This is a genomic window from Streptomyces sp. NPDC056628, from assembly GCF_042792555.1.
Taxonomy (GTDB): domain Bacteria; phylum Actinomycetota; class Actinomycetes; order Streptomycetales; family Streptomycetaceae; genus Streptomyces.
The window spans coordinates 691,727-716,449 of sequence record NZ_JBHTWG010000001.1; the positions used below are offsets into that span (position 1 = coordinate 691,727).

23 protein-coding genes are annotated in these 24,723 nt (G+C 72.0%); 8 read left to right on the forward strand and 15 right to left on the reverse strand.

Annotated elements, in window-relative coordinates:
* Positions 1–73 precede the first annotated feature (73 nt).
* Positions 74–1,234: a glycosyltransferase family 4 protein gene (locus tag ACFRAC_RS03085; RefSeq protein ID WP_382919826.1), complete on the reverse strand. Its 1,161-nt coding sequence runs from the start codon at positions 1,232–1,234 to the stop codon at positions 74–76.
* Positions 1,235–1,465: 231 nt separating this feature from the next.
* Positions 1,466–2,452, reverse strand: a complete 987-nt coding sequence (locus ACFRAC_RS03090) for a DUF3068 domain-containing protein (RefSeq protein ID WP_382919827.1) — start codon at positions 2,450–2,452, stop codon at positions 1,466–1,468.
* 206 nt (positions 2,453–2,658) lie between these two features.
* Here ACFRAC_RS03090 and ACFRAC_RS03095 point away from each other — a divergent pair, with 206 nt between their 5' ends.
* Both ACFRAC_RS03095 and ACFRAC_RS03100 read left to right on the forward strand, forming a co-directional pair.
* Complete coding sequence (locus ACFRAC_RS03095) at positions 2,659–2,811, forward strand: hypothetical protein (RefSeq protein WP_210980695.1); 153 nt, start codon at positions 2,659–2,661, stop codon at positions 2,809–2,811.
* Positions 2,812–2,813: 2 nt separating this feature from the next.
* Positions 2,814–4,061, forward strand: a complete 1,248-nt coding sequence (locus tag ACFRAC_RS03100) for a PucR family transcriptional regulator (RefSeq protein WP_382919829.1) — start codon at positions 2,814–2,816, stop codon at positions 4,059–4,061.
* A 59-nt stretch (positions 4,062–4,120) separates the two neighbouring features.
* On the opposite strand, the gene ACFRAC_RS03105 is transcribed toward ACFRAC_RS03100, so the two are convergent.
* Positions 4,121–4,690 (reverse strand): DUF2269 family protein, encoded by a 570-nt coding sequence (locus ACFRAC_RS03105; RefSeq protein WP_382919831.1) that lies wholly within the window; start codon positions 4,688–4,690, stop codon positions 4,121–4,123.
* A gap of 187 nt (positions 4,691–4,877) precedes the next feature.
* Between ACFRAC_RS03105 and ACFRAC_RS03110 the strand changes: the two genes are divergently transcribed.
* Complete coding sequence (locus ACFRAC_RS03110; RefSeq protein ID WP_382919832.1) at positions 4,878–5,651, forward strand: IclR family transcriptional regulator; 774 nt, start codon at positions 4,878–4,880, stop codon at positions 5,649–5,651.
* The gene (locus tag ACFRAC_RS03115; protein WP_382919834.1) at positions 5,648–6,496 is read left to right on the forward strand and encodes an SMP-30/gluconolactonase/LRE family protein; all 849 of its coding nucleotides are present in this window, start codon (positions 5,648–5,650) and stop codon (positions 6,494–6,496) included. The genes ACFRAC_RS03110 and ACFRAC_RS03115 overlap by 4 nt, the downstream gene beginning before the upstream one ends.
* Position 6,497: 1 nt before the next feature.
* On the opposite strand, the gene ACFRAC_RS03120 is transcribed toward ACFRAC_RS03115, so the two are convergent.
* Genes ACFRAC_RS03120 through ACFRAC_RS03130 form a run of 3 tightly spaced genes read right to left on the reverse strand, consistent with a single transcriptional unit; the run spans position 6,498 to position 9,737 of the window.
* Positions 6,498–7,901 (reverse strand): NAD(P)/FAD-dependent oxidoreductase, encoded by a 1,404-nt coding sequence (locus ACFRAC_RS03120; protein WP_382919835.1) that lies wholly within the window; start codon positions 7,899–7,901, stop codon positions 6,498–6,500.
* A complete protein-coding gene (locus ACFRAC_RS03125; RefSeq protein WP_382919837.1) occupies positions 7,894–9,126 on the reverse strand; it encodes an MAB_1171c family putative transporter in 1,233 nt (410 codons plus the stop codon). Before ACFRAC_RS03125 ends, ACFRAC_RS03120 begins: the two co-directional genes overlap by 8 nt.
* Positions 9,123–9,737 (reverse strand): toxin-antitoxin system, toxin component family protein, encoded by a 615-nt coding sequence (locus tag ACFRAC_RS03130; protein ID WP_382919839.1) that lies wholly within the window; start codon positions 9,735–9,737, stop codon positions 9,123–9,125. Before ACFRAC_RS03130 ends, ACFRAC_RS03125 begins: the two co-directional genes overlap by 4 nt.
* A 380-nt stretch (positions 9,738–10,117) precedes the next feature.
* Between ACFRAC_RS03130 and ACFRAC_RS03135 the strand changes: the two genes are divergently transcribed.
* Together ACFRAC_RS03135 and ACFRAC_RS03140 are read left to right on the forward strand one after the other, a co-directional pair.
* Complete coding sequence (locus ACFRAC_RS03135) at positions 10,118–10,777, forward strand: DUF4360 domain-containing protein (protein WP_382919841.1); 660 nt, start codon at positions 10,118–10,120, stop codon at positions 10,775–10,777.
* A 340-nt stretch (positions 10,778–11,117) separates the two neighbouring features.
* Positions 11,118–11,336, forward strand: coding sequence for a hypothetical protein (locus tag ACFRAC_RS03140; RefSeq protein WP_382919842.1), 219 nt, complete (start codon positions 11,118–11,120; stop codon positions 11,334–11,336).
* A gap of 203 nt (positions 11,337–11,539) precedes the next feature.
* Here ACFRAC_RS03140 and ACFRAC_RS03145 read toward each other — a convergent pair whose 3' ends face one another.
* The 8 genes from ACFRAC_RS03145 to ACFRAC_RS03180 form a co-directional block, all read right to left on the reverse strand.
* Positions 11,540–13,150, reverse strand: a complete 1,611-nt coding sequence (locus ACFRAC_RS03145; RefSeq protein WP_382919844.1) for a pyridoxal phosphate-dependent aminotransferase — start codon at positions 13,148–13,150, stop codon at positions 11,540–11,542.
* A 127-nt stretch (positions 13,151–13,277) separates the two neighbouring features.
* Positions 13,278–14,423, reverse strand: a complete 1,146-nt coding sequence (locus tag ACFRAC_RS03150) for an aldose epimerase family protein (RefSeq protein WP_382919845.1) — start codon at positions 14,421–14,423, stop codon at positions 13,278–13,280.
* Between the two features lie 59 nt (positions 14,424–14,482).
* Positions 14,483–15,727, reverse strand: a complete 1,245-nt coding sequence (gene mmsB / locus ACFRAC_RS03155) for a multiple monosaccharide ABC transporter permease (RefSeq protein ID WP_382919847.1) — start codon at positions 15,725–15,727, stop codon at positions 14,483–14,485.
* The gene (gene mmsA / locus ACFRAC_RS03160; RefSeq protein ID WP_382919848.1) at positions 15,724–17,274 is read right to left on the reverse strand and encodes a multiple monosaccharide ABC transporter ATP-binding protein; all 1,551 of its coding nucleotides are present in this window, start codon (positions 17,272–17,274) and stop codon (positions 15,724–15,726) included. Before mmsA ends, mmsB begins: the two co-directional genes overlap by 4 nt.
* 32 nt (positions 17,275–17,306) lie before the next feature.
* Positions 17,307–18,419, reverse strand: coding sequence for a multiple monosaccharide ABC transporter substrate-binding protein (gene chvE / locus ACFRAC_RS03165; protein ID WP_382919849.1), 1,113 nt, complete (start codon positions 18,417–18,419; stop codon positions 17,307–17,309).
* A gap of 184 nt (positions 18,420–18,603) precedes the next feature.
* Positions 18,604–19,566, reverse strand: a complete 963-nt coding sequence (locus ACFRAC_RS03170) for a hypothetical protein (RefSeq protein WP_382919851.1) — start codon at positions 19,564–19,566, stop codon at positions 18,604–18,606.
* Between the two features lie 123 nt (positions 19,567–19,689).
* Positions 19,690–20,694 (reverse strand): zinc-binding dehydrogenase, encoded by a 1,005-nt coding sequence (locus ACFRAC_RS03175; RefSeq protein WP_382919852.1) that lies wholly within the window; start codon positions 20,692–20,694, stop codon positions 19,690–19,692.
* Positions 20,691–21,848: a mandelate racemase/muconate lactonizing enzyme family protein gene (locus ACFRAC_RS03180; protein WP_382919854.1), complete on the reverse strand. Its 1,158-nt coding sequence runs from the start codon at positions 21,846–21,848 to the stop codon at positions 20,691–20,693. The genes ACFRAC_RS03175 and ACFRAC_RS03180 overlap by 4 nt, the downstream gene beginning before the upstream one ends.
* A gap of 313 nt (positions 21,849–22,161) precedes the next feature.
* On the opposite strand from ACFRAC_RS03180, the gene ACFRAC_RS03185 reads away from it, so the two are divergent.
* Positions 22,162–23,154: a hypothetical protein gene (locus ACFRAC_RS03185; RefSeq protein ID WP_382919855.1), complete on the forward strand. Its 993-nt coding sequence runs from the start codon at positions 22,162–22,164 to the stop codon at positions 23,152–23,154.
* Between the two features lie 22 nt (positions 23,155–23,176).
* Here ACFRAC_RS03185 and ACFRAC_RS03190 read toward each other — a convergent pair whose 3' ends face one another.
* On the reverse strand, positions 23,177–23,614 hold the full coding sequence (locus ACFRAC_RS03190; RefSeq protein ID WP_382919857.1) for a MarR family winged helix-turn-helix transcriptional regulator: 438 nt from the start codon (positions 23,612–23,614) through the stop codon (positions 23,177–23,179).
* Positions 23,615–23,689: 75 nt separating this feature from the next.
* On the opposite strand from ACFRAC_RS03190, the gene ACFRAC_RS03195 reads away from it, so the two are divergent.
* Positions 23,690–24,703, forward strand: coding sequence for an NADP-dependent oxidoreductase (locus ACFRAC_RS03195; RefSeq protein WP_382919859.1), 1,014 nt, complete (start codon positions 23,690–23,692; stop codon positions 24,701–24,703).
* Positions 24,704–24,723 lie beyond the last annotated feature (20 nt).

Here is a 24,723-nt window from a genome sequence, read left to right on the forward strand (position 1 = left end):
CCGGACGGGCCGGGGCGCCGGGGAGCCGCGCGGCCGGCCGCCGCCGCCTCGCGCGTGCGGCCCGGCCGGCCCGCTACGGCGTACGGCCGCCACGGCTCACCGCCTCCGCGGCCACCGCGCGGAACTGCCGCACCGTCCGCTCCCAGCGGTAGCGCGCCGCCCGGTCCCGGGCGGCCTTCCCCATCAGCCCCCGCCGGTGCCCGGACAGCGCCAGCGTGCACCAGGCGGCGGCGAAGGAGGACTCGCCCCGCGCCAGCACCCCGGTCTCCCCGTCCACGACGGAGTCCCGCAGCCCGGGTACGTCGAAGGCGACGGCCGGTGTCTCGCGGGCGGCGGCCTCGGTGACGACCAGCCCCCACCCCTCGACGGCGGACGGATGCAGCAGCAGCCACGCCGCGCACAGCAGCCGGTGCTTCTCCGCCTCGGAGACATGGCCGGTGAACTCCACACCGGGACCGGCGAGTTCCGTCAGCCGCCGCCGTTCGGGGCCGTCCCCGACGATCACGAGCCGTCCGCCGGTCACGGGCCGCACCCGCTCCCACAGCCGCAGCAGCAGGTCGATCCGCTTGTACTCGACGAGCCGTCCGACGGCGACGAACAGCGGCTCGGGGGACCGTTCGCCGAGCGGTCCGGGCTCCTCCACGCCGTTGTGCACGACGCGGATGCGCTCCCGCTCGACGCCGATCGCGCGCAGGGCGTGGGCCGTGGACGGGGACACGGCGACCAGCAGCCCCTGCTGCCGGGCCCCGGCGAGCGCCCAGTGCTCCAGGCACCGGCCGAGCCGGGCGGCGGGCGCGAGCGGCCCGCCGAACCGCATCGGCCACAGGTCGGTGTGCACATGGTTGACCAGCCGCACGGTCGGTCCGCGGTGCCACAGCGGGGCGAGGTAGGGCATGCCGTTGCAGACCTCGACCAGCAGGTCGCAGTCGCCGACCTGGCGGGCGAAGGCGGATCTCGCCCGCAGGTAGTGGTCGAAGGGGCCGCCCGCGGAGACGACCCGGTAGTCGCGGTAGGCCGCCGGGCCCCCGCACAGCAGGGTGACCTGGTGGCCGAGCCGGGTGAGGCCGTCGGCGAGCCGGTCGACCAGGAGCTCGGACCCGCCGGCGGAGCGGTTGCCCAGGTCGCGATGGGCGAGAAAAACGATTCGGCGCGGTTGTGGGGGGAGCGTCGAAGGGTGGTGCCGCGACGCGCAGGGGAGCGTGGCGCGCGGCGGCGAGGGCACGTGCTGGGGCATCGGTGCTCCAACTCGTCAGGGTGCGGAACTCGGTGTGGGGAGCGAGGTCGGGTTCCTGTGGGGGGAGTGGAGGGTCCTGGGCGGCGTGCGGATGTGGCGCGGGGAATGCGAGAAATGGGACGAGTATGGACAGGCTGTGTCCGGGTGGGAGGGGACAGTTTTCGCCCAGCCGCGGCCCCGCGGCTACTCACCGGGGTGACAATTTCGGCCCGAAACGGAGCTGACGTTATGTCACATCGTGAGAGAAGGGCGGGGCGTCTCCGACGTACCGGTCGATTCCGGGCGCCTTCGTCCCCGGACCACCAGAACGGCACCGGCCACCGCCGCCACGCCACCCGCCACGGCCGCGCCGATCGGCAGCGTCACGCCCACCGTGCGCAGCATCCCGCTGTCCCGCTCGGCCTGGCGCACGGCCTCCTTCTGCGTGGCCGTGGTGAACGCGATCTTCCGGCTGTCCAGCAGCACCGCCGCGTCCCGGTCGCCGCCCGGCGCCCGCAGCGTGCGGCGCGGACCGGTCCGGGCGTAGAGCACCCGGCCCGTGCGCTGGTCCACGACCAGCTCGAACCCGTGGTTGGCGTACCACTCCTCGGCCAGCACCTGCGGCCGCCCGGGCTCGCCGACGAGGCTGCCGGGGACGAGCCGGGTGCCGACCTTGCGGGGCGCGACCTCGGCGGTGAACCGGTAGCCCGTGTACCCCTGGACCTTCTCGGTGCCCGAGTACCGCATGGTCACCGTCGTCCCGCCGGTGTTGTCCCACCACTGGTAGGAGCGTTTGCGCACGTCGAACGGGAACTTCAGATACGCCTCGCCCTCGATGTACGGGCTCTCCTGGCAGCAGTGCACCGGCCGGGTCGTCCTGCGGTCCATCACCCAGCGGTGCGGCGTGACGTCCAGCGCGTCGTGCGGGTCGGCGGCCGGCAGCGTGTCGTCGGTGTCGACGGTGGTGACCACGTCCCAGACGGCGTTGCCGCTGCGCTCGCTCGCCGCCACGTCGCCCCGGACGCGCTGGGTGACGGTGATCGTCCGGTCCGGCACGGTCGCGATCCGCTCGGTGTCGAAGACGCTCCCGGTGCCCTTGTAGACCGCTGTGGTGTCGATGTCGACGGGGTTCACGGCGGCCCGCGGCGTCACGTACCAGGCCAGCATCGGAGCCAGGACCAGCAGAAACGTGCCGAGGCCCAGCAGGATCAACGAGACAGGTGAGGCTGTACGGCGCATCCGGCACTCCTGGGGGTCGACACGTGGACGATGCCTGGCCGTGCTCTGGGCGGGGAACCGTAGGCGGGCCGGACCGGGGTGTCAACGGTCTTGACGGGCCGTCACGGGTTGTCGACACTGGCCGGACAGGCAGAGGTCGGGACCGGACGGGCGACACCCGGGTGGGGGACGACTCCGGGATCTCGGACAGAGAGGCTGACCCTGCGATGTCCAGACTGCTCGCCGCCACGCTGACCGTCGTGCTCGCCGCCCTCCTCGCGGTGGGCGCCGCGCTCGGCGTCGTCGCGCTGCTGGAGGCCACCCCCGACCAGCCGAACACTCCCTTGATCACCTACGAGCGGGCCGGGCAGGGGAGTTGACGGTGGCCGTCACCCGCCCCGCCGCCGGGCCGGCCGCCCTGCGGCGCTCGGCCTGGCACGACGTCCCCCGCTTCCAGGTCCGCCGCTTCGCCCAGCTCGTCCTCGCCGACGCGCCCGCGCTCGCCGAGGAGATCCTGAGGGAGATCCGGCGCGAGTACCCGCACCTCCCGGTCGTGCTGGACGAGTCCGGCGAGCCCATGGCCCTCATCGGCATCCGGCGCGCGATCGAGGTCTTCGTCGGGCACCTGGAGACCTCGCAGGGCCGCCCGACCGTCCCGCCCGGCGTCTTCCAGGACTTCGGCCGCGGCGAGGGCTACAACGGGCGCTCCCTGGACTCCCTCCAGGCCATCTACCGGCTCGGCGTACGGCTGGCCTGGCGCCGGTTCGCCGAGATCGGCCAGCGCGTCGACATCCCGCCGCCCGCCATGTACGAGCTGGTCGACGCCGGCTACGAGTACCTGGACGGCCTGGTCGACCAGTCGGTGCGCGGCTACGCCGAGGCCGCGGCCCGCCAGGCCGGCGAACGCCTGCGCCTGCAGCGGCGCCTGATGGAACTGCTGCTCGCCGAGCGCCACCGCGGCGACCCGGCCGACGCCCTCGCGGAGCGCGCCGCCCGGATCGGCTGGGCGCTGCCGGAGAAGGTCGCGGTGGGCGTGCTGCTGCGCCCGGCGCGGGAGGCGCTGGCCCCGGCCGTCGGCGAGGGCGTACTGCTCGACCTGGAGTACGAGCGGCCGCGGATGGTCGTCCCCGAACCGGCCGCCGCCGGCCGCCCCGAACTGCTCAGCCGGGCGCTGAGCGGCTGGTCCGGGGCGATCGGACCGCCTGTGCCGCTGGCCGAGGCCGCGAAGTCGCTGCGCTGGGCCGAGGCCGCCGTAGGGCTGATGGAACGGCGGCTGCTGCCGGCCGGGGAGGTCCTGCACTGCACCGAGCACACCGAGGCGCTGGTGCTGCTCCAGCCCGAGGAGCTGATCGACGACCTGGCGGTGCGTTGCCTGGCGCCGCTGGCGCACTGCGGGCCCTCGCACGGACGGCGACTGGCGGAGACGCTGCTGGCCTGGCTGGAGACCAGGGGCGGGGCCCCGGAGGTGGCGGCCCGGCTCGGGGTGCATCCGCAGACCGTGCGCTACCGGCTGCGGCAGATCCGCGAGCTCTGGGGCGCGGAGATCGACGACCCGGACCGGCGCTTCGAGCTCGAACTGGTCCTGCGCGCCCAGCGGTTGCGCGGGGTGCTGGGCGAGACGCCCCGGTAGGCGTTTCCACAGTCCCGTCCGGGGCGACGCCGCATGCGAGACCCGCCCCAGCCGGCCGGTCAGGCGTCCTGGCGGACCCGCCGCCCCGTGCCGGACCGGGCGCGGGCGGCCTCCTCGCGCTGCCGGCGCCCCCGCCGGGTCAGGCCCCAGGGCTTCAGCACCGAGATCACCGTCATGAAGACGTACGCGGACAGCGACACCACCGGGCCCATCAGCACGTCCCCGGTGTCCGGCAGCGGCCCGCCCGCGGCGACCTCCGCGACGGCGGCGTTCACGGCGGGCCGCAGGACGAAGGCGGTGGCCGCGGTGGTGCCCAGGGTCAGCCAGAACTTGGTGTACACCCAGCGGTGCCGGGCCAGCCCCCAGGGCGTACCCAGCGACAGCACCAGCCCGCTGACCAGGGTGAGCAGGGCGAGCGGCAGCAGCAGCCAGTCGGCGAACAGCTTCATGGCCCGCACGGACGCCTCCACGGCCGCCGCGGACCCGGTGGTCGCGGCGGTGGTCCCGAGCGCCAGCAGTCCGAGCGTGAGCCCGAGCCAGCCGGCGGAGGCGAGGACATGGACGACGAGGAGGCCCCGGCGGGCCGGGCGGCTCAGCCTCGTGGCGGGGGTGGAAGCGGTGGACGACATGGGCACCACGGTGCCGCGGACGGGTCCCGAGGGCGTCCGACGGCGGGAGTAACCCGGCGTACCCGCGAGGGAGTAGGCGCACGGCCATTGCCGGAGCGAAGGGCTCCGACTAGCCTGTGTTCGTCATTCCGATCGGCTGTTGAAATACCGAACACAGCCTCTTCGACACCCAAGGAGGAGGCCGGACGTGGGACGCCTCGTACCTGCCGTGACCCGGGCTCTCGACATCCTCGAGCTCTTCCTCGACGGGGACGGCACGCTCTCCGCCCCCGACATCGTGCGCAGGCTCCAGCTGCCGCGCACCACCGTGCACGAGCTCGTCACCACCCTCGCCGCCCGGTCGTACATCGTGCAGGTGCCGGGCCAGCCGGGACGGTACCGGCTGGGCGTACGGCCGTACCAGCTCGGCAGCCGGTACGCCGAGCAGCTCGACCTCGCCGCCGAGGGCCAGCAGGTCGCCCGGTCCGTCGCCGAGACCTGCGACGAGACCGTGCACGTGGCCATCCTGGAGGGGACCGACGTCATCTACATCGCCAAGGTCGACTCGACGCACGCCGTCCGCATGGTGTCCGCCGCCGGGCGCCGGCTGCCCGCCCACTGCACGTCGGTCGGTAAGATGCTGCTCGCCTCCCTCCCGGAGGCGGAGCTCGCCTCCCGCCTCCCCGACGGCACCGAACTCGCCGCGATGACACCGAACAGCATCACCGACCCGGCCGTGCTGCGCGAGGCCCTCGCCGGGATCCGCGAGCGGCAGCTCGCCGTCGAGACCCGCGAGTCCAACCCGGACGTCTCCTGTGTGGCCGCGCCCGTACGGGACCGCACCGGGCAGGTCGTCGCCGCACTGTCCATCTCCGTCCCCATGATCCGCTGGAGCGACGAGCGGCGCGCCGAACTGGAGCAGCTCGCCGTCAAGGGCGCCGCCGAGCTGTCGGAGCGCCTCGGCCACCGGGGCGCGGCATGAGCGCGCCCTACGAGGTGGCGGTGCGGGCCGAGGCCCAGCTCGGTGAGGGCCCGACCTGGGACCCCGCGAGCGGCCGCCTGCTGTGGATCGACATCCTGGGCTCCCGCGTCCACACCTACGACCCCGTCTCCGGGCGCCGCTCCGTGCGGACCACCCTGCAGCACATCGGCGCCGTCAAGCCCCGCGCCGGCGGCGGACTCGTGCTGAACCTGAGGGACGGCGTGGGACTGCTGGACCCGGACGGCGGCTTCCGCTGGCTGCGCCACGAACCGGTCCCCGGCCGCCGCGCCAACGACGCCGCCGTCGCCCCCGACGGCTCGCTGTGGGCCGGCACCATGCGGTACGACGAGGCGCCCGGCGGCGGCACGCTGTCCCGGATCACCGGGGACGGCACGGCGGAGGTCGTCCTCGACGACGTGGCGGTGAGCAACGGCACCGGCTGGAGCCCCGACGGACGGCTCCTCTACTACATCGACTCGCCGACCCGCCGGGTCGACGTCTTCGACCACGACGGCGGCCGGGTGGCGAACCGGCGCCCCTTCGCCGCGATCGAGGACGGGGCCGGCGTCCCCGACGGGCTGACCGTCGACGCCGAGGGCGCCGTCTGGGTGGCCCTGTGGGACGGCTCCGCGGTACGCCGCTACACCCCCGACGGGGTGCTGGACCGGGTGATCACGTTTCCGGTGCCGCGCGTGACGGCGTGCGCGTTCGGCGGGCCCGGCCTGACCGACCTGTACGTCACCACGGCCCGGGTCGGCCTGGACGCGCCTCCGCCGTCGGCCGGCTCGCTGTTCGTGGTGCCCGGCGCGGGGAAGGGGCTGGCCCAGCCCGCCTTCGCCGGGTAGGTCAGAGCAGTCCCGCCTTCTTCATCTCCTCGGCGGTCAGCGGCGGCGCGGTGAGCTGGGGCTTCAACGGCCCCACCGCCGCCGCCAGCAGCACCGACGGGCTCAGCAGCACCTCCGCCCGCCGCTCCAGCGACGTCACGTCGGTGACGCGGCGGGCGATCCGCCCGTTGCCCGTGGCCGTGTGCATCAGCCGGTCCACGTACCCCGCCACCAGCCGGTCCCGCAGGGTCGGCCCGGTCTCGGTGGCGCCCGGGTAGAACACGTCCTGGCCGATCGCCAGGTCCCAGGCCGCCCCGACGGGGCGCGCCACGGCCTTCTGGACCCGCCGGGCCAGACCCGCCGCGCCCCAGCCGTGCCGCCGGACCGTCTCGCGCAGGATCAGCGCGCTCTGCGCCCCGACCGCCAGCCCGTGCCCGTACACCGGGTTGTACGCGGCCAGCGCGTCACCGAGGACGGTGAAGTTCTCCGGCCAGGCCGGCATCCGCTCGTAGTAGTGCCGCCGGTTGGCGGTGGTACGGGTGAAGGACACGCCGGACAGCGGCTCGGCCCGCGCGAGCAGGTCGCCGATGACCGGATGCCGCAGCTCCTCGCGGGCGAACCGCTCGAAGTCCTCGTCGGACGCGCCCGGTTCGCCGCCCCGGGTGCCGCTGAGCGTGACGAGCCAGCGGCCGTTCTCGATCGGCAGCAGCACCCCCGCCCGGCCGGGGCCGTCCGCGCGCGGGTCGGCCTGCACGTTGACCACCGGGAAGCCGTCCCGGGCCGGCTCGGGCGCGAGGTGCAGCCGGCTGGCGTACGCGAGACCGGAGTCGACCTCGCGCCGCACCGGCGCGGGAAGTCCCAGCGCGGCCAGCCAGCGGGGCGCCCCCGAGCCCCGGCCGGTGGCGTCCACGACCAGCCCCGCCTCCAGGGTGCTCTCGTGCCCGTCGCGCCCGCGCAGCCGTACGCCGGTGACGGCCCGCGCGTCGCCGAGCAGGTCCACGACCTCCGTGCCGTCGCGGAGTTCGATCCGCTCGTCGGCCAGGACCCGCGCGCGGACCGTCGCGTCGAGCAGGTCCCGCCCGGCCAGGACGACGTGGTGCGACTCGGGCCAGCGCCGGAACCAGCCGCGCGGCGAGAGGGCGACCATGTCCGTGGTGACCGGCGCCCGGCGGGCCCCGGCCGCGAGCAGCGCCTCACCGATGCCCGGCAGCAGCTCCTCCATCGCCGGCAACCCGCCGGACCAGAGCAGATGCACATGGCGGGACTGCGGCAGGCCCTTGCGCGGGTCGGGCCCGGCGGGCAGCACGTCGCGCTCCACCACGACCACCCGGTCGGCGGACCCGGCCAGCGCCCGCGCCGCGAGCATGCCGGTATGCGATCCCCCGAGGACCACGGCGACTCTGGCGGGGGAGGGACGTTCACTCATGCGCGGACATGCTCTCTGCCGGGACGGCCGCGCGGGCGCGGACCGCCTTGATCTCGTCGGGCCTGCGCAGGACGCCGGAGACGGCGTGGATCTCGCGCAGCAGATAGGTGGTGTCGGGTTCCGCGGCGCCGTCGCCGTCCGGGACCCGCCGGCCGCTCTCGACGGCGTCGGCGATCGTCACGGCGACGGCCAGCGCCTGGGCCCGGTCCGGATCCGCGCCGAGCGCGAGGGCGGCGGCGTGGGCGCGCCGGCGCAGGTCGTCGTCGAGATGGCGGGAGAGCAGGAGCAGCGCGTCACGGATGTAGGTCTCCCGGCGGATCAGCCGGATCTCCGGCGCCGCCCGCAGCACGAACGGCTCGTGCCGGCCGGCGACCGGACGCAGCAGCCGGGCCAGCGGCCGCAGCCCACGGCGCCGGCGCCGGACCAGCAGCCGCTCCTGGAGGTACTGGCCGGCGTGCGGGACGATCACGCCGACGGCGACCATGGTGGCGCCGACGCAGGCGGCGGACGGCGCGACGTTGGTGTTCAGCCAGTCCAGGTCGTGCCCGGTCCAGCGGGCGATGATGGCGGTGAACTTGGCAGCGCTGAACGCCAGGTTGGTGACGTAGCCGACGCTCAGGAACCGCAGCCCCCAGCGCAGCCAGCCGTCCAGGCCCTCGGTGCGGATCCAGGTCCAGATCAGCCGGGCGGTGATGAGACAGGCCACCGTGTGCACGATCAGGTAGAGGAGGATCTCCTCGCGCATGAACGGCGTGGACGCGTAGTAGGTGTCCAGGTCCTCGATCTGCTCCACGGGGACGTCGGCGAGCGCGAACAGCACCCACAGCGCGGCCACCACGGTCGCGTAGACCGAGACCACCCAGCGGGTCGCCCGCCGGGTCCGCTCCCGGCGGTCGGTGTGACCGCCGCGCCAGTGCACCACCAGCAGCAGCCAGGACGCGGACAGCGCGGTGATCAGGGAGTACACCCAGGGCGCGGCGATGTTGGGGACGCCGACGACCCGGTTGGTCCAGGCGATGGTGCCGGGAGCCGCGAAGACGAACACCATGCAGGCGAGCAGCAGCAGACCGCCCACGGCACGCAGCAGCGGGTCGCGCCACAGCTTCACGATGCTGGGCAGCTTGATCGCCAGGGCCGCGCCGAGGACGAGGCCCGGGAGCCAGAAGGAGATGTACAGGCCGGACAGGAACTCCACCGGGCCTTCTGCCAGTTGCGGGTGTGTCACCGCGTCCTGCCTCCGCGTCCGCGATAGCCGAGCGAGCGGTGGACCGGGTCGGGCGAGGCGCCCCGGCCCTCGCCGGACACCAGGGTCCGCACGGCGGCGGCCAGCCGGTGCCCGAAGTCGTCCGCCTCCGCCTCGTCGGTCTGCCGGGAGCCGTCGCGCGCGGCCACGGTGAGGGCCACGTCGTCCCAGCCGGGCCGGCCGGCGAGGGCGTGCGCGGCGGCGGTGCCGATGCCGTGGTGGTGGTGCCGGTGCCCGGCGTGCAGGTGCCACAGCTCGTGGCCCAGTATCACCAGTTGCTGGATCGCTTCGGCGCGCTCCTCGACGATGACGAGGTCGAAGTCCTGGAACTCGACCCAGAGTCCGGTCACCTCGATCTCGTCGGGGAACCGCTCGAAGCGCAGCTCGACGGGCCGGCCGCCGCGCCGGGCGCTCATCCGCGCGCACAGCGCGTGGCACACCTCGCGGACGCCGGCCGGGGCGGAGGACCCGGAGCGCACGGCGGCACTCAGGTCGCGGACCAGGTCCCGCATGACGACGGTGGTGTGGGCGCGCCGCAGCCGTAGCGCCGAAGCGACCCGGGCCGCTGTCGCGCGCGCGCCCGCGATGTCCATCGCACCCCCTGTTCCCCCCGCCGCCTCGACGGGCTGTTCGAGCCTACGCGGCACCTGGTGTCCCCGTCATGCGGTCCGGCGTCCGTCGTTCAACGGAGAACGACCGTCGCGCCCCGGGGCATGGACGGGCAAGCGCTTGCACCCTCCTGGAACGTGATCCGGCCGGCCTGGGCCGGGCCGGGGCGACGACTGCGCACTACAGTCGGTTTGTCTTCAACTACCTTATAAATGGCCGGAGTTGGCCCCTGCGGAGGGCGCTTTCCGCCCCCTACGATGCGTACGCTTCCGGCCTTCACAGAAACCCCACCTTTTTCTTCAAAGCTTCAACCAGGGTGGGCCGGGCCGGGGGCGCAGCCACCCCCCATCCTGAGGAGAGATCCATGGCACGTGGACTCCTGAGACTCCTGCTGAGCGGAGGCGCGCTGACCGCCCTGCTCACCGCGGCCCTGCCCGCCCACGCGGACCCGGCGTTCGACGACCCGCCGCCGGACAAGATCGTCATCAAGGTCGCCACCGTGAACGGCTCCGGCTGTCCGCAGGGCACCACGGCGGTCGCCGTGTCCGAGGACAACACGGCCTTCACCGTGACCTACAGCGACTACCTCGCCCAGGTCGGCGGCAACTCCGACCCGACGGCCTTCCGCAAGAACTGCCAGCTCAGCCTGGTCGTGCACGTCCCCGGCGGGTTCACGTACGCCATCGCCAGCGCCGACTACCGGGGCTTCGCCGCCCTCCAGCCCGGCGCCAACGCCATCCAGCGGGCCTCGTACTACTTCCAGGGCTCCCCGAACACCCAGTTCCGCAACCACCCCTTCAACGGCCCCCTCAACGACAACTGGCAGGCCACCGACGAGACCGACTGGGCCCAACTGGTCTGGGCGCCCTGCGGAGTCCAGCGCAACTTCAACATCAACACCGAACTGCGCGTCAACCTCGGCTCGTCCTCCCCGAGCAAGGTCAGCTTCATGACCATGGACTCGACCGACGGCGACATCAGCACGATCTACCACCTGGCCTGGAAGGAGTGCCCGAAGAAGTAGCCGACGCGGGCGCCCTGGCCCCGACCGCCGGCGCGGCCGGGGCCCGGGCACGCATACATTCGGCAAATATTCACACCTGCGCCCGACGGGGCCGCTCCGGGGCCGACCGGGCAGGTGACGGCGAACCAGGTACTGCCATGCGCTCGCCGAGACGGTGGGTCCTGTGAAGAAGTCGGCAGGTTCGGGTGACCCCGTGGTCATGGCGGTGAAGACACCCGTCGCAATGCCGCGGTGCGGGGCGAGGTGACAGTTGGCCGCTTCTTCGCCTCCGTGCTTTGATTCCCGAAATTTCGACAGCCCCGGCTGTCGAAGAGCGTTGATTCGAAGGGAACCGCAGGCCATGAACTTCACCCCTCAGGTCGAGACCGCCGAGATATCCGACGCCGCCTTGGACCAGGTCTCCGGCGGGCAGGCGGGCAGCGCCTCCGCCGGTCTGACGGGCGCCCTCGCCGGCACCGTGAACGCGGTCGCCTGCGTCGACGTCTTCGCCGCGGCCTCCCCCGAGGGCGTGGCGCTGGGCCTGCACACCCACGCGCAGGCACAGGCCACCGCTGTCTGACGGACCGTTCGCGACGGCCCCCCGGAATTCTTCACGGGGGGCCGTCGGCATTCGCAGGGGGTCCACCGATCAGAAGATCGGCCGCTCGATTTCGGCCGGACGTCCCGGCAACCGGTCGCGGGCAGGGGCGCGGATCTTTTCCGTCACTCGTCGGCCTTCCCTCGAAAGTGGAACCCGCAAGGGGTGAGTGCGCGGGAGCCGGTTCAGGCGCCCGCCGCGTTGGGCCAACTCTGGCTGCCCGGCCATCCGGTGGCCGGAGCGGGTGCCAGCCCGGGGCCGGTGGTGCCGCGGACCTGCGCCGCCGTGAGGCCGCCCCGGGCCGGGACGCCGGGCGGGGTGGGGCCGGGCGGCACCATCGTCGCGGCCGGCGCCACCGGGGACGGGAAGGGCATCGGCGTGGGCGCGGGCGCCACGGGGGACGGGAACGGCGTGGGAGTGGGGGCGGGCGCGGCCGCCGCGGCCGCGGCGGCCGGCACCGGGGCGGGCGCCGGCATGGGGACCGGTGCGGGCGCGGGAGCCACCGGTAGGGGGGTCGGCATGGGCGCCGGCATGGGGGCGCCGCCGCTCTGCGGCACCGGCTGCGGCTGCGGCACCGCCGTGAAGCCCGCCCCGTTGGTGGAGCCCACCAGCCGGTCCACGGCCGCCGTACCCGAGCTGTAGTTGGTCCCGTTACCCGGCTCGGGTACGGCGGCTCCCCTCCTGGACCCGTAGAGCACCTGCTCCAGGCCGGACACCAGGCGGCGCACGTCCACCTGGGGGCGCACCACGAGTCGCAGGAAGCGGCTGGACGAACCGATCTTGTTGCCGCACTCGCGGACCAGGATCCGGTGCTCGGTGAGCATCCGGTCGCGGACCACGGTGCCCTCGGCGCCCACGGGAAGGCGCACGAAGAGGAAGTTGCCCTGGGACGGGTAGACCGTCAGGCCGGGCAGCGCCGACAGGGCCCCCGCCATCTCCAGCCGGTCCCTGCGCACCTGCTGGAGGCTCTGCGCGTACTCGGCGCCATGCTCCTTCAGCATGAACACCACGTGCTCGGCGAAGGAGTTGAGGTTCCACTTCGGCAGCATCGAGCGGACCATCCGGGCGAGGGCCGGGTTGGCCACCAGATAGCCGAAGCGGATGCCGTGCAGGCCGAAGTTCTTGCCGAGGCTGCGCAGCACGATGACGTTGGGCCGCAGCATGGCCTCCTGGACGACCGACGGCTCCTGCTCGGCGTCCGCGAACTCCAGGAAGCTCTCGTCCACGACGATCAGGTCCAGATCGGCCATGGCGTCCATGAACTGCACGATCGCGTGCTTGTGCAGAAAGCCGCCGTCGGGGTTGTTCGGGTTGCAGATCACCGCGACCCGGGTCCCCCTGGTCCGGATGAACTCGGCGTACTGCGCGAGGTCCAGGGCGAACCCGCTGGACTCCTGGAGCGGGAACATGTCGACCCGCTTGCCGGTCTCCATCGGCTGGTCGGTCCAGCGGCCGAACGTGGGGACGGGGACGGCGAGGGACTCCCGGACCATCAGATGGTCGATCCAGGTGATCAGCTCGGTGGAGCCGTTGCCCATCGCCACGCACTGCGGCGGAAGCTGGAGCAGGCTGCACAGCTCGGCCGTGATGGTGTCGGCGCTGCTCGGGTAGTACGTGATGATGTCCCGCAGCTTCCCCGCCATGTCCTCGAACATCTCGGGCGTCGGGAAGTAGGGGTTGCAGGGGATGCAGAAGTCGACCGGGCCGGCCCCGTCGCCGCCCTCGCGTGTCAGCGCCGCCATCGACGGGCTGTGTGCCGCGGTGCTGCGGAACAGCGAGGTGACGTTGTCGGCCATGGAACCTCCGTAGGGGGCGGACCCGGCGGGGACGACCGGGCCCGTCGTCTTGGGGTGGCCCGCGCGGGGGAGCGCGGGCCGCCCCTACATACGGAGACTGGGGTGAAGCCGTTCAATCACCGGGGAATCAGCGGGTGAACGAGTGCACCGTCGTCGATCGGTAGGTCTGCCCCGGCCGCAGCACCGTCGACGGGAACGACGGACGGTTCGGCGAGTCCGGGAAGTGCTGGGTCTCCAGGCACAGTCCGTCGCCCTGCCGGTAGACGCGGCCGCCCGTGCCGACGAGGGTGCCGTCGAGGAAGTTGCCCGAGTAGAACTGGAGCCCCGGCTCGGTCGTCGCGATGCGCAGGGTGCGCCCCGAGGACGGGTCCTTGAGAGTGGCGACCCACTCCGGGCGCGGTGAGATCCCCTTGTCGAGCACCCAGTTGTGGTCGATGCCCTTGCCGTACAGGAGCTGCTGGTGGGCCGCGCGCAGGTCCTCGCCGACCGCCTTGGAGCGGCGGAAGTCGAAGGGGGTGCCCGCGACGCGCGCCAGTTCGCCGGTGGGGATGAGGCCCTCGTCGACGGGGGTGTAGCGGGAGCCGTCGATCTTCAGCTCGTGGTTCTCGATCGTTCCGCTGCCCTCGCCGGCGAGGTTCCAGTAGACGTGGCTGGTCAGGTTGACGACGGTGGCCTTGTCGGTGGTGGCCGCGTAGTCGACGCGCCAGTCGCCGTACCGGGTGAGGGTGTACGTCACCTTCACGCGGAGCGTGCCCGGGTAGCCCATCTCGCCGTCGAGGGACGTGTAGTACAGGCGCAGGCCGACGTCGGTGCCCTTGGTGAACGGCTCGACGTCCCACACCCGCTTGTCGAACCCCTTGGCGCCGCCGTGCAGGCTGTTCTCGCCGTCGTTGACGTCGACCTGGTACGTCCTGCCGTCGAGGGTGAAGCGCCCCTTGCCGATCCGGTTGCCGTACCGCCCGATCAGCGCGCCGAAGTACGGACTCGACGCCACGTAGTCGTCGAGGGAGCGGAAGCCGAGGGAGACGTTGGCGAACCGGCCCCGGCGGTCGGGGACCTCCAGGGACTGCACCACACCGCCGTAGGAGAGGACCTTCATCCGGGTGCTGCCGTTGGCGAGCGACCAGCTGTGCACCTTCGTGCCGTCGGGGAGGGTGCCGAAGAGGGACCTGACCGGCGCCCCGCCTCCCGTCGCGTGCGCGCTGCCGAGGGTCGCGGCGGTGATGCCCGCCGCCGCGGCACCGGCGATGACCGTGCGTCTGCTCATGTCCATGTGCGGCTCCTGTTCAGGAAGGCGGGGCCCCGCCGCACGGCGGGGCCCCGTGCGTGGACCTACGAACCGACCTTGCGCTTGTTCCACACGTCGAAGCCGACCGCCGCCAGCAGCACCAGGCCCTTGATGACCTGCTGCCAGTCGGTGCCGATGCCGACGAGGTTCATGCCGTTGTTCAGCACGCCCAGGACCAGACCGCCGATGATCGCGCCGAGGACGGTGCCGACACCGCCGCTCATCGACGCGCCGCCGATGAACGAGGCCGCGATCGCCTCCAGCTCGAAGTTCAGGCCGGCCTTGGGAGAGGCCGCGTTGAAGCGGGCGGCGAAGACCAGACCCGCCAGGGCCGCGAGCATGCCCATGTTCAGGAAGACCAGGAAGGTGACCTTCTTGTCCTTCACACCCGACAGCTTGGCCGCGGGCAGGTTGCCGCCGATCGCGTAGATGTGGCGGCCGATGATCGCGTTGCGCATCACATAGCCGAACCCGACGAGCAGCACCCCGAGGATGAGCAGCACGATCGGGGCGCCCTTGTAGCTCGCCAGCAGCATCGTCAGCGTCAGAACGGCGGCGGCCAGCGCCACCAGCTTCAGCAGGAACAGGTTGAACGGCGGGACGTCCAGCGAGAACTCCTGCTGCCGGCGGCGGTCCCGGAACTCCTGGAAGACCACGACCGCGATCATCGCGAAGCCGAGCAGCAGCGTGAGGTTGTGGTAGTTGGTGTCCGGGCCGACCGCGGGCAGGAAGCCGTTCGCGACCTTCTGCAGCCCCTCCGGGAACGGGCCGAGGGTCTGGCCCTCCAGGAAGATCTCCGTCAGACCGCGGAAGATCAGCATGCCCGCCAGGGTCACGATGAACGACGGTATGCCGCCGTACGCGATGAAGAAGCCCTGGGCCGCGCCCGCGAGCGCGCCCATCGCCAGGCACAGCAGGACCGCGAGCGGCCACGGCATGTCGTTCTTGACCATGAACACGGCGGCCATGGAGCCGACGAACGCCGTCAGCGATCCCACCGACAGGTCGATGTGGCCCGCGATGATGACCAGCATCATGCCGATCGCGAGGATCAGGATGTAGCTGTTCTGCAGCACCAGGTTGGAGACGTTGCGCGGCAGCAGCAGGTCGCCGTCGGTCCACACGGCGAACAGCACCACGATCAGGCCGAGCGCGATCAGCATGCCGTACTGGCGCATGTTGCGGCGCAGGCCCTCCAGCACCAGCTGGAGCAGTCCGTCGCCCCCGCCCCGCGCGCTCTTCCCCGGCGGCGCGGGGGCCGGGCTCTTGGCGGTCACATCCGTGCTCATCGGGTTACCTCTTTGTCCTTCGTCATCTGACGCATCAGCGATTCCTGCGAGGCCTCTTCGCGGGAGAACTCGCCGGTCAGCCGGCCCGCGGCCATCGTGTAGATGCGGTCGCACATGCCGAGCAGCTCGGGCAGCTCGGAGGAGATGAAGACGACCGCCTTGCCCTGGGCGGCCAGCTGGTCGATGACCGTGTAGATCTCGTACTTGGCGCCGACGTCGATCCCGCGGGTGGGCTCGTCCAGGATCAGCACATCTGGACCCGCGAAGATCCACTTGCTGAGGACGACCTTCTGCTGGTTGCCGCCGGACAGCTTGCCCACCGGCTCGAAGACGGTCGGCGCCTTGATGTTCATGGACTTCCGGAAGCCCTCGGCGACCTGCCGTTCGCCGTGCTCGTCGACCACGCCCCGCTTGGCGACCTTGCCCAGCGCGCTGAGCGAGATGTTGCGGTTGATGGTGTCGATGAGGTTCAGGCCGTAGTGCTTGCGGTCCTCGGTGACGTACGCGATGCCGTGCTTCACCGCCTCCGGGACGGTCTTGGTGCGGATCTCCTTGCCGTCCTTGAGGACCGTGCCGCCGTGGTAGCGGCCGTAGGCGCGCCCGAAGACGCTCATCGCCAGCTCGGTGCGGCCGGCGCCCATCAGCCCCGCGATGCCCACGATCTCGCCGCGCCGCACCTGGACCGACACGTCGTCGACGACCTTGCGCTGCTGGTCGATCGGGTGGTGCACGGTCCAGTTGCGGATCTCCAGGGCCGGAGCGGCGCCCTCCTCCGGCTCGTGCGGGGTGCGCTCGGGGAAGCGGTGCTCCAGATCCCGGCCGACCATCCCGCTGATGATCCGGTCCTCGGTGGTCTCCGGCGCCTTCACGTCGAGCGTCTCGATGGTCCGCCCGTCGCGCAGGATCGTCACCGAGTCGGCGACCCTGCGGATCTCGTTGAGCTTGTGGGAGATGATGATCGAGGTGATGCCCTGCTTCTTCAGCTCCAGGATCAGGTCCAGGAGCTTGCCGCTGTCCTCGTCGTTGAGGGCCGCGGTCGGCTCGTCGAGGATGAGCAGCTTCACCTTCTTCGACAGCGCCTTCGCGATCTCCACGAGCTGCTGCTTGCCCACGCCGATGTCGGCGACGCGGGTGTCGGGGTGGTCGGAGAGCCCCACCCGGCGCAGCAGTTCGGTGGCGTGCCGCAGCGTCTCCCGCCAGTCGATGAAGCCGCCCCGGGCGTGCTCGTTGCCGAGGAAGATGTTCTCCGCGAGGGAGAGGAACGGCGACAGCGCCAGCTCCTGGTGGATGATGACGATGCCGCGCTGCTCGCTCGCCCGGATGTCCTTGAACTCGCACACCGCGCCCTCGAAGAGGATCTCCCCCTCGTAGCTGCCGTGCGGGTGGACGCCGGAGAGGACCTTCATCAGCGTGGACTTGCCGGCGCCGTTCTCCCCGCAGATGGCGTGGACCTCGCCCTGCCGGACGGTCAGTGTGACGTCCGACAGCGCCTTGACGCCGGGAAAGGTCTTGACGATCGAGCGCATTTCCAGGACGGGTCCCGCCATGGTCGTGCCTTCCAATCAGAGTGGGCCGGCGGTTACTTGAGGTCGCTCGCCTTGATGTAGCCGGAGTCCACGACTTCCTTCTGGTAGTTGGTCTTGTCCACGGCGACCGGCACCAGCAGGTAGGCCGGGACGACCTTCGAGCCGTTGTCGTAGGTCTTGGTGTCGTTGACCTCGGGCTTCTTCTTGTTGAGCAGGGCGTCGACCATGTTCGAGGCCACCTTGGCGAGTTCGCGGGTGTCCTTGTAGACGGTCATCGACTGCTCGTCGTCGATGATCGACTTCACCGAGGCGACCTCGGCGTCCTGACCGGTGACGACCGGCAGCGGCTTGTCCTTGGAGCCGTAGTCGTCCGACTTCAGGGCGGAGAGGATGCCGATGGAGATGCCGTCGTACGGCGAGAGCACGGCGTCGACGCGCTCGCTCTTGTAGGCCGAGGTCAGGATGTCGTCCATGCGCTTCTGCGCGGTGCCGCCGTCCCAGCGCAGGGTGGTTACCTGGTTGAGCGCGGTCTGCTTGGAGCGGACGACGAGCTGCTTCTTGTCGATGTAGGGCTGGAGCACCTTCATCGCGCCGCCGAAGAAGTAGCGGGTGTTGTTGTCGTCGTTGGAGCCGGCGAACAGCTCGATGTTGAACGGGCCCTTCTTCGAGCCGTCCTTCAGGCCGAGCTTGTCGATGATGTAGCCGGCCTGGAGCTCGCCGACCTTCTCGTTGTCGAAGGAGGCGTAGTAGTCGACGTTCGGGGTGCCGAGGATCAGGCGGTCGTAGGAGATGACCGGGATGTCCGCGTCCTTGGCCTGCTGGAGGACGTTGTTCATCGACTTGTTGTCGATGGCCGCCACGATCAGCGCCTTGACGCCCTGGGTGATCAGGTTCTCGATCTGCGAGACCTGCTGGTCGGGGTCGTCCTCGCCGTAGACCAGCTTGGTCTTGTAGCCCTTGGACTGCAGGTCCTTGACGACGTTGTTGCCGTCGGCGATCCAGCGCTCGGAGGACTTGGTGGGCATCGCGATGCCGATCGTCGCCCCCTTCGCGCTGCCGTTGTCGTCCTTGCTGCCGCCCTCGCTGTCCTGGCCGCAGGCGGTCAGGGTCAGGGCGAGGGAGGCGACGGAGGCCATGGCGGCGAGTGCGGCTCTGCGACTACGCATGATCATCATCCTTGATGTGAGTGGAGCGGGGCTCGGTCGTGCTCGGTCCGGTCAGGTCCGGGTGCTGCGGTGGGCGTTGCGAGGACATGTCCGGGGCTGTTCGGGTCGGCTGGTCGGTCGACCAAGGGTGTGTGGGATTGTGTTCGCCTGCGTCTGCTTCTGTGAAGGGGGTTTCGCCGGAACGTTATGCGCGCGTTTCGAAACGCGTCAGCGTTCCGGGCAGCCGGGAGCCGAGGGGCGCCATCGCGCCGTCGGCCCCGTGCCGTGCGAGCAGATCCAGGGCCAGCCGTCCGCGCCGGACGCGTTCGCGGGCGGTGGCCAGCGTCAGCTCTCTCATGTGGTGGCCGTAGGGATAGATGCCGGGGGCCTTGGAGAGCCCGAACTTCAGGTAGAGCGGGGCACCGCGCCGGATCAGCTCGGCGACCTCGTACATGCGCACATAGCCGCCCAGGTCGTCGGGGGCCTCGATGTACATGTCCATGGGGGCGGCGGAGACCCGGCGGATCTCCGTGAGGTGGTCCAGCGTCAGGTCGCTCGGCACGTTGACCGAGTCGGCGCCCAGCCGCTCGTACACCGCGTAGGCGGCCGGGTTGACCGGGCCGATCAGGGCGCTGACCTTCAGGGTGGTGTCGGCCGGGAGAATGCCCGTGGCGCGCGCCCGGTGCAGCGTCCACAGCACGCCCTCGTCGGCGACCAGCAGGCACTTCACGCCCAGTTCGGTGGCGCGCACGGCGTCCTCGACGCAGCCGGCCACCGCGTCGTGGCCGCGGGCGCGCAGCCCGGCCCCGCGGGAGTCGGTGCGGGTGGAGCCGCCGATGTCCCAGGTGCCGCGCGGGCCGGTGAACAGGCAGAGCTCGATGTCCCGTTCGGCCGCCGCCTCGACCATCTCGGTGATCTCGGCGTCGGTCAGCATCCACACGCCGCTGCCCTGGCTGATCCGGTGGATCGGCACGTCCAGCCGGGAGGCTTCCTTCAGGACGACGGCCAGCGTCTCGGGCCCCTCGCACGAGGGGATCTCGGTGCGCCAGCGGCCCCCGCCCGGGAAGGTGTGGGGCGAGGCGTCGGCGGGGGAGAGGTCGGGCGCGCCCAGGCCGAGGGCGGCGAGCACCCGCTCGCCGGGTCGTCGGGCTGCGGAGGCGTCGGTCACGGGATGTCCTTTGTGTTCGGTATTTCGGACGAGGTTCGCGTCTCTCGGTGTGCGGGACCTCGGGAGTACGCCGGCACGGGGACCGTCAGGGTGCCCCCGTGCCGGCGTACGGCGAAGGGCCGCTCACGGGCGGAGGAGAACCTTGCCCACCTTCGGGTCGCCGGAGCCCACGAGCTCGATCGCCTGCGGGAACTCCGTCAGCGGCAGTTCGTGCGTGACGAGCGGCAGCGGGTCGAGGAGGCCGGCGGAGAACACCCGCACGGCGTGCGCCCAGGCGTCCGGCGGCGCCCCGAAGACGGTGTGCACCTCCAGCTGGCGCACGACGAGATCGGTCGGGTCGAGCCCCTGCGCGCCGGGCGCCGGAATGCCGGTGAGCACGAGACGCCCGCCCCGCCGCAGCAGCGCGGCCGAGGTGCGCGCGGCCTCCGCCGACCCTGCGGTCTCCACGACGACGTCGAAACCGCCCGGCAGTTCCTCGTCCTTGGTGCGGAAGGCGGTGGCCCCGTACGCGCGCGACAGCTGCTCCCGATCGCGACGCGTGCCCACCACCAGCAGCTCGCCGGGCGAGCCCGCTGCCAGGAACTGCACGGCGAACATCCCGAGCGTCCCGGTGCCGACCACCGCCACCCGCTCGCCCGGCAGCGCGCGCGCCTTCATCGCGGCGGCCGCGACGCAGGCGGCCGGCTCCAGCAGGGCGGCGGCGGTGAGGTCGCAGTCGTCCGGCAGGACGTGCAGCAGCCGGGCCGGGAGCGTGAGCGTGGCCGCCATGGCCCCGGGCCGGGTGAACCCGGTCTCCTCGTACCCCGCCTCGCACAGCGTCGTCTCACCGGCGTGACAGCGGTCGCAGACCTGGCAGTTGCGGAACCCCTCACCGACGACCTTGCGGCCGACGAGCCGCTCCGGCACCCCGGCGCCGACCGCGGCGACGGTCCCGGACCACTCGTGGCCCGGCGTCAGCGGGTAACGGACGTACCCCTCGGGCCGGTTGCCCTGGTACACCTCGCGGTCGCTGCCGCAGATGCCGGCCGCGTGCACCCGGACCAGCGCCTCGCCGGGGCCGGGCGCACGGGGCGTGTGCTCGGCGAGCCGGTGCCGGCCGGGCGCCTCGACGACGACGGCGACGCTCATCGTGTCCCCTTCGGCTTGCGCTGCTCCCAGCCCTCGGCCCACAGGTCGAACCGGGCCTGCTGCTGCGGGAACTCGGCGGCGGCGTCGGCGTCGAACTCCACGCCGAGCCCAGGGGCGTCGGAGAGGTGGAAGTACCCGTCCACGACCTGCGGCGCGCCCTTGACCACCTTCTTGATCTCCGCGTCGGCGAAGTCGTTGAAGTGCTCCAGGATCTTGAAGTTCGGTGAGGTGAACCCGACCTGGAGGGAGGCGGCGGTGAGCACGGAACCGCCGACGTTGTGCGGGGCGATGAGCGTGTAGTGGGTCTCGGCGGTCGCGGCGAGCTTGCGGGTCTCCCAGATGCCGCCGATGTGACCGACGTCGGGCTGGATGATGTCGACGGCCTGGCTCTCGAACAGCTCCCGGAACTCGATCCGGTCGTGGATGCGCTCACCGGTGGCGACGGGGATGTCGACCTTCGCGGCGACCTTCTCCAGCGCCTTGAGGTTCTCCGGCGGGCAGGGCTCCTCCAGCCAGGCGGGCTGGAAGGGCGCCAGCTCCCGCGCGAGGCGGACGGCGGTGGCGGGGGAGAAGCGGCCGTGCATCTCCAGCATCAGCTCGGCGTCGGGGCCGATGGCGTCCCGTACGGCCTCGATGAGGGAGACGGCGTAGCGGGTCTGCTCGTGGTCGAGCTCGAAGTGCCCGGTGCCGAAGGGGTCGATCTTGAGCGCCTTGTACCCGCGCTCCATCACCCCGCGGGCGGCCTTGTGGTACGCCTCGGGTGTGCGCTCGGTGGTGTACCAGCCGTTCGCGTACGCCTTGACCTTGTCGGTGACCTTGCCGCCGAGGAGCTGCCACACCGGCACCCCGAGTGCCTTGCCCTTGATGTCCCAGCAGGCCATCTCGATCACGGCGATGCCGGACATCACGATCTCACCCGCGCGCCCGTAGTCGCCGTACTTCATACGGCGCACCAGGTCCTCGACGGCGAACGGGTCGGAGCCGAGGACGTGGTTGGCCTCGGCCTCCCGCAGATAGCCGATCAGCGCGTCGGTGTGGCCCAGCATCCTGGTCTCGCCGACTCCGGTCAGCCCTTCGTCGGTGTGCACCTGGACGTAGGTCAGATTGCGCCACGGCGTCCCGACCACGTGTGTGCTGATTCCGGTGATGCGCACGGCAGTTGCCCCTTGATGCGTCGTCGGCTCATTCGGTTGTGCACCCGGCGTGTTCGATATTTCGTCACACGTTCGAAATGCTGACGTGACAGTAGGGAGAGGGTGACGGGGGTGTCAATGGGTCGCGCGCATAACGGTTTCGACACCGCTTCCGGCGTCCGAAACCGGCCTCTTCGTCGCGCAGTGTGCGGGGCGTGTCTGGCGTGTCATGGCATATCCGCCAACCGGTCATGCCTGTGCGCATTGTTGTCCACAAAACTTTCACAGCGGTGACTAGGAACGGTGTGCGTCCGGAACCTAGTCTTCCCGCGTCATGGACTACTGCCAGCCGTGCCGACGGCACCTGAACGGCGCACTCGCCTGTCCGGGGTGCGGCGCCACGACCGATCAGCCGCATGCGTACGCGGACGCCCTCGCCGGCGCCGGGTACTCCCAGCCGGCCGAGCGGTCCCCGGGCGCGCCCGCGGCGTACGCGGGGCAGTACACCGACGCCGAACCGGACGCTCCCGGGGGCGTGCGCGCCCCCGGTGGCACCGGTGAGTTCGCGGAGGCGGCACCGGCGGGCGGCCGGGCCGCGCGGCGGGCGGCGCAGCGCCGCGGCCGGGGCCGCCGGCGCGGCCGTGACGAGCGGGATGCCCATATCGGCCCGCAGGACGAACGGACGGGCCCCGACGGCTACGACGACTCCGAGGGGTACGGCGACCCGGACGCGTACGACGACGAGGACGCCTACGACGACGAGGACGGCGACGCCGACGAGAGCGGGGCCGGCGCGAGCCGCCGGGACCGCAAGGCCGCCGCGCACCGCCGCAGACGGCGCCGCACCCTGCTCGTCGCCGCGGGCTTCGTCCTGGCCGCCGGCGGCCTGAGCCTCGCCGAACTCGGCATGGACGCCCCCGGCGGCAGCCCCACGACGGCCGCGGCCGGCGACTCCTCGGTGGATGGCACCGCCGAGGGCGAGGTGCCGGCGTCGCCCGGCGCCACCGGCGTCGCCGTCGGCACGGGGGCGGGCACGGCCTCGGGGAAGCCGTCCGCGTCCCCCTCGGCCTCCGCGTCCGGCGAGGACAAGGACAAGGACGAGGACGGGAAGAAGGGCGAGGACGCGGACGGGGACGGCACCCCGGACCCGCAGTCGCAGTCGGCGTCGGCGGGTACCGGCGCGGAAACGCCGCCCCCGGCCCCCGACCCCACGCCCACGTCGGGCGGCGACCCCGCCTCGACCGAGGCCCCGCCGGCCACGTCGGAACCGACGCCCGACCCCAAGCCGACGGAGGAGTGCGAGCGTTTCCTGTGGTGGTGCACCTGATCCCGCCGCGCGCGGGCGGGCGTCAGTCCGCCAGCATCCGGCGCAGCAGGTCGCGCAGCGCCACCCGCTCGTCCTCCGACAGGCCCGCCAGCGGCTCCCGGGCGAACCGCAGGGACTCCCGCAGGCTCCGGGCCACCTGACGGCCCTCCTCGGTCGCGGCGGCCAGTTTCACCCGCCGGTCCGCCGGGTCCGGTCGGCGCTCCACCAGGCCCCGTACCTCCAGCCGGTCCACGATGCCGGTCACGTTCGACGGCTCGCAGCGCAGCCGCTGCGCCAGCTTGCGCATCGGCAGCGGCTCCAGCGAGAGCAGGCTCAGCAGCCGTGCCTGGGCGCCGGTGAGCGCGTGCTCCGCGGCCGCCTCCTCGTACTCCGCGTGATAGCGGGCCACGACCGCTCCGATGAGATCGACGACCTCGAAGGTCAGCTCGTCCGGACGGTTCGTCTTGGGTGGAGTGGTCACTCGTCCAGGGTAACGGGTTACTTGACATCCTGAAATATTCAGGCGCATGGTTGTTTCAGGTACTGAAGTATTTTGATGGAAGGGCACCCCGTGATCAACCGCGAATGGCACCTCGTCTCCCGTCCCGTCGGCTGGCCCAAGGCCGAGGACTTCGCCCTGGTCGAGGCCGAGGTGCCGACGCCCCGCGAAGGTCAGGTGCTCGTCCGGAACCGGTACCTCTCGGTGGACCCCTACATGCGGGGCCGTATGTCGGCCGCGAAGTCGTACGCCGCCCCCTACGAGCTCGGCAAGGTCATGCAGGGCGGCGCGGTCGGCGAGGTGGTCGCGTCGAACGCCGAGGGCATCGCGGTCGGCGACCACGTCCTGCACTTCTTCGGCTGGCGCGAGTACGCGGCCCTGGACGCCCAGCACGCCGTCAAGGTCGACCCGGAGGCCGCGCCCCTGTCCACGTACCTCGGCGTCCTCGGCATGACCGGCCTCACCGCCTACGCCGGACTGCTGCGCACCGCCGCCTTCAAGGAGGGCGACGCGGTGTTCGTCTCCGGCGCGGCCGGCGCCGTCGGCAGCCAGGTCGGCCAGATCGCGCGGCTCAAGGGCGCCTCGCGCGTCATCGGCTCCGCCGGCTCCGACGAGAAGGTCAAGCTCCTGGTCGAGGAGTACGGCTTCGACGCCGCCTTCAACTACAAGAACGGCCCGGTGCGCGAGCAGCTGCGCGCCGCCGCCCCGGACGGCATCGACGTGTACTTCGACAACGTCGGCGGCGAGCACCTGGAGGCCGCCATCGGCTCCCTCAACCGGGACGGCCGTATCGTGGTCTGCGGCATGATCTCCGTCTACAACGACACCGAGCCCGCCCCCGGCCCGCGCAACCTCGCCCGGCTGATCCAGACCCGCGGCCGTATCGAGGGCTTCCTGGTCGGCGACCACTACGACCTGCAGCCGCAGTTCGTCCAGGAGGTGGGCCCCTGGGTCGCCTCGGGCGAGCTGAAGTACCGCGAGACCGTGGTCGAGGGCATCGAGAACAACCTCGAGGCGTTCCTCGGCGTGCTGCGCGGCGACAACACCGGGAAGATGATCGTCAAGCTCTGACGGTCCCCGCACACGCAGCG

Coding starts and splice junctions, on each gene's coding strand:
- ACFRAC_RS03085 (WP_382919826.1), bottom strand. CDS start 1,234: ATGCCCCAGCACGTGCCCTCGCCGCCGCGCGCCACGCTCCCCTGCGCG.
- ACFRAC_RS03090 (WP_382919827.1), bottom strand. CDS start 2,452: ATGCGCCGTACAGCCTCACCTGTCTCGTTGATCCTGCTGGGCCTCGGC.
- ACFRAC_RS03095 (WP_210980695.1), top strand. CDS start 2,659: ATGTCCAGACTGCTCGCCGCCACGCTGACCGTCGTGCTCGCCGCCCTC.
- ACFRAC_RS03105 (WP_382919831.1), bottom strand. CDS start 4,690: ATGTCGTCCACCGCTTCCACCCCCGCCACGAGGCTGAGCCGCCCGGCC.
- ACFRAC_RS03115 (WP_382919834.1), top strand. CDS start 5,648: ATGAGCGCGCCCTACGAGGTGGCGGTGCGGGCCGAGGCCCAGCTCGGT.
- ACFRAC_RS03120 (WP_382919835.1), bottom strand. CDS start 7,901: ATGAGTGAACGTCCCTCCCCCGCCAGAGTCGCCGTGGTCCTCGGGGGA.
- ACFRAC_RS03130 (WP_382919839.1), bottom strand. CDS start 9,737: ATGGACATCGCGGGCGCGCGCGCGACAGCGGCCCGGGTCGCTTCGGCG.
- ACFRAC_RS03135 (WP_382919841.1), top strand. CDS start 10,118: ATGGCACGTGGACTCCTGAGACTCCTGCTGAGCGGAGGCGCGCTGACC.
- ACFRAC_RS03140 (WP_382919842.1), top strand. CDS start 11,118: ATGAACTTCACCCCTCAGGTCGAGACCGCCGAGATATCCGACGCCGCC.
- ACFRAC_RS03145 (WP_382919844.1), bottom strand. CDS start 13,150: ATGGCCGACAACGTCACCTCGCTGTTCCGCAGCACCGCGGCACACAGC.
- ACFRAC_RS03150 (WP_382919845.1), bottom strand. CDS start 14,423: ATGGACATGAGCAGACGCACGGTCATCGCCGGTGCCGCGGCGGCGGGC.
- mmsB (WP_382919847.1), bottom strand. CDS start 15,727: ATGAGCACGGATGTGACCGCCAAGAGCCCGGCCCCCGCGCCGCCGGGG.
- mmsA (WP_382919848.1), bottom strand. CDS start 17,274: ATGGCGGGACCCGTCCTGGAAATGCGCTCGATCGTCAAGACCTTTCCC.
- chvE (WP_382919849.1), bottom strand. CDS start 18,419: ATGCGTAGTCGCAGAGCCGCACTCGCCGCCATGGCCTCCGTCGCCTCC.
- ACFRAC_RS03175 (WP_382919852.1), bottom strand. CDS start 20,694: ATGAGCGTCGCCGTCGTCGTCGAGGCGCCCGGCCGGCACCGGCTCGCC.
- ACFRAC_RS03185 (WP_382919855.1), top strand. CDS start 22,162: ATGGACTACTGCCAGCCGTGCCGACGGCACCTGAACGGCGCACTCGCC.
- ACFRAC_RS03195 (WP_382919859.1), top strand. CDS start 23,690: ATGGAAGGGCACCCCGTGATCAACCGCGAATGGCACCTCGTCTCCCGT.